The organism is Bifidobacterium sp. (assembly GCF_022640935.1).
Classification (GTDB): Bacteria; Actinomycetota; Actinomycetes; order Actinomycetales; family Bifidobacteriaceae; genus Bifidobacterium.
The window spans coordinates 1-10,535 of record NZ_JALCCV010000049.1; the positions used below are offsets into that span (position 1 = coordinate 1).

Below are 10,535 nucleotides of genomic sequence, written 5' to 3' on the forward strand. Positions count from 1 at the left end.
CGCAGCAGCATATTGTGCTCGGCATGACCAGTTTCCAACAGATGCCGGTACGACCAGATCGGCGATTCATGGCTGACGACAATGATCTGCTGACCGGGATACTCCCGTATCTTCTCCTTGGCGAAATCGCCCACCCGCGCCGCGATCTGCGCGTATGTCTCCCCCCAGCTCGGCTTCCACAGGTTGCTCACCAGCTTGAGATTGTGGCCTCGCAACAGGCTGCCTCTGCCATGCCCGATGCGGGTGCCGCGAAAGTTATTGCCCGCCTCAATGATCCGCCCATCCGTGATGACGTCCAGCGGCTCTTCACCGCGGCCGGCGCGCTGCTGGTTGAGCTGCTTGAGAATCTCTCCGGCCGTCTCCCGCGTGCGTTCCAACGGCGAGGAATACACGGCCGCCGCAGCGCTCAGCTGCGGGTCCTGCGCAATATAGCGCGCCGTAGCCTGCGCCATGCGCATACCCGACTCGGAGAGATGGAATCCGGGCAGCCGTTCATACAGCAAGTGCTCAGGGTTCTCGACCTTGCCATGGCGGACGAAATGAATGGTGGTTGCCGGCATGAACAGCCCTTTCCTTGGCGATATTTCCCTCATGTTCTCGTCACTAATCTACCGCGTGTCGTGGCCCGCCCCAGTACCCTGCCCTCAGTACACTTGCACAATCGTATCGGGTATGCGATGGCGTGATCCCGGTGCATCCACAATCTGTATACCGGCACACACATAAAGGAACGGACATGGGCTATCGGGTGTTATCAGGCTTCGCAGAAGTCAGCCACCGCCTGTTCGGCGGCTACGCCGAGCTGCTGCGCATGCCGCATACCGCGCGCTTCGCGACCAGCGCCGTGCTCGCCTGCATGCCTTTCCCGATGGTCGGCATGACCCTCACCATCGCGGTGCAGCATTACTACCATAATTACGCGCTGGCCGGGGCGCTTTCCGCGACACAGGCGATCGCAATGGCGGTGCTGAGCCCACTGCTGGGCAAGCTCGTCGACAAATTCGGCCAACGGCAGGTCGCGATCCCCACCATCATCGTCTGGGTGATCGCCGCGACCGCCATGATCCTGTGCATCACCGCGCAGGCGCCTCAGTGGATCCTGTTCTGCACGGCCCCGTTCATGGCGGCGATACCGCCGTGGGGCGCGATGAGCCGCAGCCGCTGGACGCATCTGCTCAAAGGCGACCGGCTGCGCACCGATCGTGCGCTCTCGCTTTCCGGCGTGTTCGACGAATGCCTGTGGGTCATCGGCAATCCGCTCAGCTCCGCACTGGCCGTCGTCTCCGGCCCGCTCGCCTTCGGCGTCACCGGCGTGTGCGTGATCGTCGGCGCGCTGATATTCCTGAGCGAACTGAGCACCGAGCCGCCCTCGCAGACTGTGCTGGCCAGGCAGGCCGGTCTGAGCCGCAAGGAGTACCGCGAGCGCGAAGCGGCCAAGGCTGAGGAGCTGCGTGCGCGCAGCGGCACATACGACAAAGGGACGCATGGCGGAACTGCGCAAGCAGCCAAGCCGGGCAAAACAGGGAAATCAGCCGCCATCGGCAAGGCGGGCAACGCCAAACAGCCCTCGATCTGGGGACCTGGACTCATCGCCGTGTGCGTGACCTGGTTCGGGCTCGGCGCTTTCCAATCGGCGGCGAGCATCTCGATCATCGCCTTCGCCACCGAACAGAACATGAAGCAGTACACCGGTCTCGTGTTCGCCTGCTTCTCCTTCAGCTCGCTGTGCGGCGCGCTGGTCTATGGCGCGAAGAACTGGACCATCCCGCTGTGGAAGCGCTTCTACTTCTGCCTGGCCGTGGTCAATATCGGCATTGGAACGTTCCTGTTCACTCGGCATCTGTGGGCCATCATGATCATCTATCTGATCATCGGCGTATGCCAGGCGCCCACCTGGATCAACGGCAACCAGCTGCTGCTGCATCTCGTGCCGCCGACGCGCTTCACCGAAGGGGTGGCGTGGATCGGCGCGATGAACTCGATCGGCGGCTCGGTGGGCTCGGCGATCGCCGGCCTCGCCATCGACCGCACCGGCTCGCAAGGAGGCTTCCTCGTCGTCACCTTGCTGGCGCTGATTTCGCTCGCGATCGCTTTCATCGGTTTCAAGCAGATCCGGACGAGCACGCAGACGCCGACGCTGACGGCGATTAGCGTCTAGACGCAACCCCCGCGCACCTCCCATACGTTTGCCTTGCTTCAGCTCCAGCCCTTCGGCGTGTGGGAGAGCGACCACAGGCCGAGTCTGTGCGAAAAGCTGCGCTCCCACTTGGCTTCCAGCTGCTCCGCGGTCAGTCGATCCGACTCGGCTTTGAGCCGGTTCATCGCGTTGGTGTGCGTGTCATCCAGCAGCCACTTTCGAATCACAAAATTCCAGATCATGACGACGATGGTGGCGATCAGCTTGCCGATATTCGTCCACAACACATACTGCGCATGCATGGAATACATCGAATCGTGCGGCATCCACGACGTGCTGATCCATACGATGACCTCATTCATAATCCAGCCGACGAAGGCAGAACAGAAAAAGATCGCGATCTCCATCCACCGGGCCATGTCGTCACGATGTCTGAACACGTATTTCATGCTCGCCAGATAGTTGAAGATCAGCGAAACAAAGAAGGATATCGACGTGGCCAGCACATTATGCATGTGGAAGGTCAGCAGGATATTCATCAGTCCCCAGTCGATGACAAAGGCGATGGCACCTACGATGCCGAACTTCATGAGCTGCTCGATCAGTTTTTTCACAGTTGACCATTTAACACGACTTGGCTGATAAGCCGTCCGGAGACCTAAGAGAAACCACCCAATCTGCACCGAGGCAGCCAATCCGCTTGTGCCGAAGCCGCCAGCCCGGCACAAACCATACAGCCATACCCGAGCGATTGGCGCTGCGCCAATTACAGAGCGCCGCTCACGCCGTACCATTCACACAGTGCCACTGACACAGTGCCACTGACATTGAAGACGCGATTACCCTGCTGCCGTTACACTGAATGAGCAACGGATGAAATCCTATAGCTGGAATCCGCATAATAATCCGTATATATCAAGGAGGAATCATGCCCGTCATTCACACTCACGTCTCTGTCTCAACCACACCCGAGCAGCGCGAGGCGCTCAAAGCCGCCTACGGCAAGGCGATCACTGCGGTCCCCGGCAAGTCCGAAGGCTGGCTGATGTGCCCCTTCGAAGACGATATGCCTATCTACTTCGCAGGCGACGACAGCAAACCCGCCGCCTACGTCGAGGTGAACGTCTTCGGCCGCGGCGTCCCGGGCTCAGCTTGGGAGAAACTCACCGCCAGCATCATGACGGCGCTGAACAGCGAGCTTGGCATCCCCGAAGACCGCACGTACATCCGTTACACCGCCACCACCGACTGGGGCTGGAACGGCGGCAATTTCTAGCTCACACGATCTTGGGCATGGGGGTGGTCAGCGAGGTAGTCAGATTGACCTGGACGAGGCCTGCTCCGGCATGCACCTCAACCTTTTTCAGGGTCACGGTGCGCTCGGCCTCCGGTGCGGAATCGTTGTCGGTCATGACGGCCGGCGACTTGACGGCGACGAAGGACAGGTCGTCGATGTTCAGGCCGGCATCGGCGCACAACTGCCGGGCCTGCGCCAGCGAGGCGCTGAACCCGTCTTTGAGCAGCACGCGCCCAGACGGCACGCCGTAAGCGTGCTCCGCGACCCACTTGGCGTTCTCGGTCAATGGCATGCCGCGGTGGCTATGCGGCTGGGCCGGCGCAGAACCGCCGTCCAAGGCCGCGATAAAACCGCTGAGCTGATCGCCCAGCGCATCGCCGCCGTCCCGGAACAGGTTGCCGATGATCGGGTCACGGAATTCCAAGGTCTTCGCCCGCTCACGCAGCGATGCGATTTCGCCGTCCTCGCCCTCCCACAGATTGATGAGCGGGAACGTAGGGATATCAAGACCTTCGAGACGCTGCACATGGAATGGGTAGCGCCACGAAATCGCCGGATCGTCACGCCATGTGGTCGCGCGCGTCACGATCACCGCAGCCGACGGCCACTGGGCGCCATAGTCGCGGCAGGCGATGTCGAGCCATTTCTGTGCACCGGCATCGGCTCCGTATCCAGCCTCGACCACCACTACATCATGCAGCGCGCATGCCGTTTCCACCGATATGAGCGAAGGGATGCCGATCGATACGTTCGCAAACGGCCCGCAATGCACATAGACCGGCGAGCCGGCCTGGGTTTCGGTGAGCGCGGGCTTGACCGCGTCGATAAGGATATTGGTGATGCGCCACAGGTCGATGAATGAACCGAATTTGACTGGTTTGCCATCCTTGGTCCCGGCGATCATCGCAGCGACCCGCTGACCCAGCTCATCCATCGAGCGCGAGAGCACCACGATCTGCATCAGCTCGCTGGTCGGCGTCAGCACCACACGTTCGGGTACATCGCCCTTGCCCCGATCGACGGCGATCTGGCGCAGGGAGCGCGAAGGGACCTCGCTGACGCGCGGGGTGAGAATCGTGTCGAGCAGTCCCTCGTCCACTGCCTTTTCGGCGAACGAGACCAGCAGGTTCTGTGCGGCAGCGATCGCGGTCATTTCGCCGCACATCCCCCAATCCACGAGTTCGGGATGAGTGAGTGATGCCTTGCCGCCGCCCGAGGCACCGCCTTTGGACCCAGCCGCAGTGATGCCCATGCTCGGCTGGCGCAGCACGGCTGCCGCGTCTATGCCCTTGGCACGCAACGCATCGATCAGCGCGATGGTCGTGGTGGTCTTGCCTTCGCCGCGCGAGGCTTTCAGCGGCGTGTCGGCCGTTACCAGCACGACCTTGCCGTGTTTGCGTTCGAGGCTGGGGTCGTTCTTCAACTGTTCGAGATAGCCGAAGGCGTCGATTTTGCGCACGAGGCCGTACTGGGTGGTGAACTGATCAATCAGTGGCATATTCCTTGTCTTTCATGTCATGGATAGCATGGTCACACATTGCGGCCTGCACAGATATTTGCGGTGGGTCCGCGGAATCATCAGAACCAATAACTCGATGAGAAATTAGGGTCGATAAGGCCGACCAGCAGCGTGACGACAATAGTGATAATCGAAAGCACGCCACCGATGATCGCGAAGATACGAGCCGTGCGGGAGCGGCCTTCACCTTCGTCATCCGCATTAACCATATAACCGAGGATGGAGAGAATTAGTCCGATCACGCCGAAGGGGCTGACGAACTGATTGAATCGCTCCAGCACAACGAATGTGGCAAGCAGAGAGACCACGAGCCCGGCAATAGCGAAGCCGTTTGGCCCTTTTTTCGCAGGTTTTGGCGCATAAGGCGCGAGCTGAGGCGCGGGTGTGTATGGCGCCGGGGCGCCCCCCATCGGGCCGGATAGCCTTGGGCCGCCTGGGGCATACGCAGCATTGGGCTGTTGGCCGGGTTGCGGTGCAAACTGCGGGCCGAGCTGCGGCCCATTGCCGGCCGGAGAACCGGGCTGTTGACCAGCAGGTCGCTGGCCGACGGGATTTGCGCCCGGCGCATGCGAAAAATCGTTCATGATTGTCTCCTTCGGAGTTGGCACTGTTGCGGATGGCGTTGCTACACCAATATGGGCCGAAGCTCATGCCGCATGGTTCTTTCGGTGCGGATCGCAGGTTTTCAGTTATCGGAACGGTTGAAGCCGTTGCTCATCTTCATGCTGGTGGTGTACAGTACGGCGCCAAGCAGCTTGTCGGTCTGCGCCTTGAGCTGGTCCGCCATTGCCTGGTTAGCTGCTGCCAGGATCCCGCGCACCTCGCTGTTGCATGTGGCATCGGCGACGTCGGCCGGATCCATGGGTTCGATGTCGCCGTCATTATCGATGGTGCCGTCACCCTCGCCGATTTCGAGCTCACCCCCGTTCGTGGACTCATCAATGCTCGTCGATTCAATTGCCCCGGCATCTGCACCTCCCAGTCTGGCCACTTGGTCGTCGGTGGCGGCCACCATGCAATGGCCCATGCCGCCGATTTCCTCCTGGTACCGCTCGATCGCGTTCGAGGTCTCGGCGAAGGCCGAGTTGCACAGCGCCGCGATGACGCGGTTCTCCCAGTAGAAGTTCTCCGTGGTCACGCGCGTCGTGGTGTCTGCCAGATAATCCGGCGTCGTGTCGACGTTCGCGTAGAACGGCACCAGCGCATTGAACGGATTCGAACCGTAGGCCATCCACTGGATCGCGCGGTTGGCTTGCGGCCGGTAGGGCCGGATCTGGATGACCGCGAGCTGGCTTTGCCGGTTGATGCCGATCGTGCGGTACATGTGCCGCGTATGTTCGTCGCCGAGCTTGCCGTAGGGGTCGTATGGCGTGCCTTGATAGTGCGAGCTGAGCACGTATTTGACGTCTTTGATGGTGATCTTGCGATCCGGCTGGCGCGCCCACGGAATGTCGTCGCTCTCCGGGCTGTGGTCGGCGTCCGGCCCGTCCCATACCTCGTCGTAGGGGTTCAGGAAGCGCTGCATGAACCACGCGCGCGGCGTGTTGTACACATGATCGGAGTCCGAATGCGAGCCGAAGGCGTCGCGCGGGTTGAACGGCGTGGTCGATTCGACTGACAGATCCAAGTGATTCGCCTCGATGAACTCGGCGAGATCGGCGGAGCACATGTGGTCTTCCTGATCGCCAAGGGCATCGTCAAGATCGAATTCGTCGATGCCCAGCTGATTCGGCATCGTGACATAGGCTTCGTCCGGCACGCGCTTGGCGATCCAATGATGGCCGCCGACCGTTTCCAGCCACCAGATCTCGCTGGCATCGCTGAACGCGACCCCGTTCATCTCGTAGGTGCCGTACTGCTCCAGCAGTGCGCCCAAGCGGGCCACGCCTTCGCGGGCGGTGGTGACATACGGCAGCACGATGGTGAGGAAATCTTCTTCGCCGATGCCGCCGGGGGCTTCCGGCCTGTAGCCCGGTTCACCCGCCATGCCCTTCGCCGTCGCCAGCTCGACCATCGGATCGGCGCCGAGCACGCGCTCGTTGGTGGTCAGCGTCTCAGTGGCGCTCATAGCGACATTCGCCTCGTTGACACCGGCCTCGCCCCAGATGCCGTCCTTGGCATCGGCGTTCGGCACCGCGCTATATTGCAGCGGATCATCCGGCAAGTCAAGCTCGACATGGCTGATGACGCTGCGGTAATGCCGAGGCTGTTCGCTCGGCTTTACGACGATGAAACGCTTGGGGTTGAACTCGCCGTTCGCTGAATCCTCGTTGCGGGCGATGATGGTCGAGCCGTCATAGCTCACGCCTTTGCCGACCAGAATCGTGGTGCAGGCCATATGATTCCTTCCTTCTGCTGCTGCTTCGCATTATAGCGAAAACACTGTGCAGTGACACTGTGCAATGACACTGCGTAATGAGCACCATGCAGTGCCGTAATGCGCCTTGGTATTTGTAGCGTTGCCGCTGCCGTTCGGGCTTATGCCAGTCTAGCGTTCAGTCGGCTTTCGGGCCATACGACACGACGATGCCGCCGTGATCGACCGTTCCCTCGCAGCGGTGCAGCGCATGCAGCAGCTCGTTGAGCCAGAAGCCTTGGCGCAGACCCGGCAGCGGTGAGACGGTGGCCCAGACCTGAAGCTGATAGTCATGCGGCTTATCGGGCGGCGTCGGACCGTTGTAGCGAATGATGACGGACGGGTCGGTACCGCCGACGAATCTGCTCGCCGCCGAAGTACGGCCCTGGACGGCTTCGGGGATCATCGCCGGCAGCGTGCGCGAGAAATCCGGTGGGATCTGCACGGCACGCGAATCATTGAAATCGAACATGAGCGCGTCAATGGGCACATTGGCCACCGCCCAATGGATCCACTCGAAGCCGCATACAGGAATCGAATCGGGATCGGTGAGCTGCCAGTGCAGATACCGTGCGGACCGATCAATGCTGTCGACATAGAACGGGAAGGAGACGACGGGGGTCACGCCAATGAGGTTCTCCGGCGGCGCGGCGGCAGCGAACTCATCGGGGATGGCAGTGAAATCAGCTGTAACTCTCATGAATCCAGTATCCCCCATCACGCTGACTTGCCCCAAGAGAATAACGGGTTGCGTTGCATCGCGTACAACGCCGCCGCACCGTTCCTGAGCTGACGCCCTCTGACCGACATCCCCCGCCTGACCGGCCCGTAACCCCAAACGTCATCAACCCCGCATTATCATGGGAGTTTCAATGTTTCAGGCCGCCCATACATCGCAGCTCCCGCGTCAGTTCCGAAATCCAGCATCTGATTGCGGCCTCGCCTCAGACACGCACAAAAGGGCTGGCCGCGTGTGGATTCATGAATCACACGCGGCCAGCCCTATAGGCAATCCGGCGTCCGGCTGCCGAACAGAAGTTAGGCAGCCGGCTCGGAAGCCAAATCAGCGGCCTTAGCGACTACTCGTCCAGCATGGCCGAATGGTAGAACTCGCCGGCAAGTGCGCGCTTGGCCTTCTCCTGCGCCTCTTGAAGCGTGTACTTGGCCAGCTCGGCACGCACGTCATCAAGCGCCACAGGCGTCATGGATAGCGAGGTCACGCCGATGCCAGCGAGCACAACGGCCAGCTCGGGGTCGGCCGCAGCCTCGCCGCACACGCCCACCGGCATGTTATGGGCCTTGCCGGCATCGGCGATGAGCTTGATGTTGCGCAGCACGGCCGGATGCCAGGCGGTCTGGTAGTTCGACACCGAGCCGAGCGTTCGGTCGGCGGCCAGCGTGTACTGTGTGAGATCATTCGTGCCGATCGAGACGAAGTCAGCCACTTGGGCGACCTCATTCGCCATCAAGGCGATCGAAGGAACTTCGGCCATCGTGCCGACGAACTTCAGGCCCTTGGATTTGCCAAGCTTGACGAAATATTCGCTTTCATACTGATCGGCAATCATCGGAGCCATGACCCACAGATGGGCATCGGTGGCGCGATCGGCCTCGACAAGCGCCTCCAGCTGATCTTCAAGCACCTTCTTATGCGCCTTGAGCGTGCGCAGACCGCGCAGGCCGAGCGCCGGGTTCGGCTCGTCTTCGGGAGTCAGGAACGGCAGCGGCTTGTCAGCGCCGGCGTCGAGCATGCGGATGACGACCTTCTTGCCTGGGAAGCGGCTGAGCAAAGCAGCATAAGCCTTGGCCTGTTCCTCGACAGTCGGGGGTTCGGAGTTGCCGATGAACAGAAACTCGGACCGGAACAGGCCTACGCCTTCGGCGCCATATTCGAGCGCAGGGTCGGCGTCTTCCGGCTTGCCGACATTCGCCAGCAGCGGGATCGGCGTCCCGTCCTTGAGCGCGCCCGGCTTGCCGCGCAGATCCTTGGCGTGAGCAGCTGAAGCCTGGGAAGCTTTGGCCTCTTCGAGTTCTTCGTCGCTCGGATCGGCAATGATCAGGCTCTTCGCAGCGCTCACGATCACAGTCGTGCCATCGGTCAGCTCGTCGGCCTTGGCTGCAGAGACGACGGCGACGATGCCGCGGGCACGCGCCAGAATCGCGGTGTGGCTCGTGGGCCCGCCCTGGGTGGTGACAATGGCCAGCGTGTTGTCGAGATTCAGCGCGGCGGTATCGGCGGGAGAAAGGTCCTCGGCGACCAGCACGAAGGGATGGTCGCTTTGCGGCAAGCCCGGAGCGGGGACGCCGAGCAGATCGGCGATGACGCGCTGGCCGACATCATGCAGGTCGCCTGCTCGCTCGGCCATGTAGCCGCCAAGCGAAGTCAAGGTCTGCTCGAAGCCCGCGAAACCTTCGAAAACCGCGCGATCCGCGGTCTTGCCCTGCTTGATGAGGGTGCTGATGGAGTCCTGCAGCGCCGGATCTCCCGCCATCTGCGCAAGCGCTTCGAGGATCGGGGCAGCCTGCTGGGCGCCCTTGTCTCCTTGCATGGCAGCCTTCGCCCGCGCATTCAAATCCGCCTTGACCGCATCAAGCGAGTTCTTGACGCGCTCGATTTCCGCATGCGCATCAAGCTTCTCGTCACGCGCGACGTCCTTCGGCTCCTGCAGTGCCGAAGCCATCCGAACAACCGGACCTATTGCTGTGCCGCGGCCAATGCCAACACCCGTAATATCCATAAGAGTCCTTCCTCCAAAACCATCCCAGTATATATACACCCTGGGATCATCCCTAGCTGGCAGCAGGCACACATTATCTGCATTCATGCTAAGCTGAGTGACGATAAAATCCTGTGCTGTATGCATGGCCCATCAATCCAAAGGAGCGTCGCATGTCGACTGCAACCCGCACTATCACCATCACTGATCCCGTCGGAATCCACGCCCGTCCGGCTTCCCAGTTCGCGCAGGCTGCCGCGGTCAGCGGCTGCACGGTGACCCTGTCCAAGGACCCGAAGACCGCGGGCGTGAATGCCAGCAGCATTCTTTCGGTCATGGGACTGGGCATCAAGCAGGGTGACGAAGTGACCATCACGGTGGATGGCGATGACGCCGACAAGGTCGCCGACAGCCTTGCCGATACGATCAGCAAGGCCGAGTAGCCGACTCTGTTCCCACTCTTGTATCCTGCCTGCCGGGCGACTCGACGTCAGTTCGACGTCGAGTCG

Annotated in this window: 10 protein-coding genes; 3 read left to right on the forward strand and 7 right to left on the reverse strand. The window is 61.4% G+C overall.

Features of this window, described 5'->3' with window-relative positions; translation table 11 throughout:
• Positions 1-560 (reverse strand): histidine phosphatase family protein (locus LKG04_RS08525; protein ID WP_291763808.1); only part of this gene is annotated, 560 nt, incomplete at its 3' end.
• 176 nt (positions 561-736) lie between these two features.
• Between LKG04_RS08525 and LKG04_RS08530 the strand changes: the two genes are divergently transcribed.
• Complete coding sequence (locus tag LKG04_RS08530) at positions 737-2,158, forward strand: MFS transporter (RefSeq protein WP_291761830.1); 1,422 nt, start codon at positions 737-739, stop codon at positions 2,156-2,158.
• Positions 2,159-2,196: 38 nt separating this feature from the next.
• Here LKG04_RS08530 and LKG04_RS08535 read toward each other — a convergent pair whose 3' ends face one another.
• Positions 2,197-2,727 carry a GtrA family protein gene (locus tag LKG04_RS08535; protein WP_291761873.1) on the reverse strand — a complete coding sequence of 177 codons (531 nt, stop codon included), beginning with the start codon at positions 2,725-2,727 and terminating at the stop codon, positions 2,197-2,199.
• A 338-nt stretch (positions 2,728-3,065) separates the two neighbouring features.
• Between LKG04_RS08535 and LKG04_RS08540 the strand changes: the two genes are divergently transcribed.
• The gene (locus LKG04_RS08540; protein WP_291761832.1) at positions 3,066-3,413 is read left to right on the forward strand and encodes a phenylpyruvate tautomerase MIF-related protein; all 348 of its coding nucleotides are present in this window, start codon (positions 3,066-3,068) and stop codon (positions 3,411-3,413) included.
• Between the two features lies 1 nt (position 3,414).
• Here the strand turns inward: LKG04_RS08540 and LKG04_RS08545 are convergent, their stop codons facing one another.
• The 5 genes from LKG04_RS08545 to ptsP all read right to left on the reverse strand — a co-directional run bounded on the left by LKG04_RS08545 (position 3,415) and on the right by ptsP (position 10,047).
• Positions 3,415-4,932, reverse strand: a complete 1,518-nt coding sequence (locus LKG04_RS08545) for a formate--tetrahydrofolate ligase (protein WP_291761834.1) — start codon at positions 4,930-4,932, stop codon at positions 3,415-3,417.
• A gap of 80 nt (positions 4,933-5,012) precedes the next feature.
• Positions 5,013-5,537, reverse strand: a complete 525-nt coding sequence (locus tag LKG04_RS08550; RefSeq protein WP_291761836.1) for a hypothetical protein — start codon at positions 5,535-5,537, stop codon at positions 5,013-5,015.
• Positions 5,538-5,638: 101 nt separating this feature from the next.
• Complete coding sequence (locus LKG04_RS08555; RefSeq protein ID WP_291761838.1) at positions 5,639-7,291, reverse strand: C69 family dipeptidase; 1,653 nt, start codon at positions 7,289-7,291, stop codon at positions 5,639-5,641.
• Positions 7,292-7,448: 157 nt separating this feature from the next.
• Entirely contained in the window at positions 7,449-8,009 is a 561-nt protein-coding gene (locus LKG04_RS08560; protein WP_291761839.1) for a YbhB/YbcL family Raf kinase inhibitor-like protein, read from the reverse strand.
• A 379-nt stretch (positions 8,010-8,388) separates the two neighbouring features.
• Positions 8,389-10,047 carry a phosphoenolpyruvate--protein phosphotransferase gene (gene ptsP / locus LKG04_RS08565; RefSeq protein WP_291761841.1) on the reverse strand — a complete coding sequence of 553 codons (1,659 nt, stop codon included), beginning with the start codon at positions 10,045-10,047 and terminating at the stop codon, positions 8,389-8,391.
• A 152-nt stretch (positions 10,048-10,199) separates the two neighbouring features.
• Here ptsP and LKG04_RS08570 point away from each other — a divergent pair, with 152 nt between their 5' ends.
• Entirely contained in the window at positions 10,200-10,469 is a 270-nt protein-coding gene (locus LKG04_RS08570; protein ID WP_291761843.1) for an HPr family phosphocarrier protein, read from the forward strand.
• Positions 10,470-10,535 lie beyond the last annotated feature (66 nt).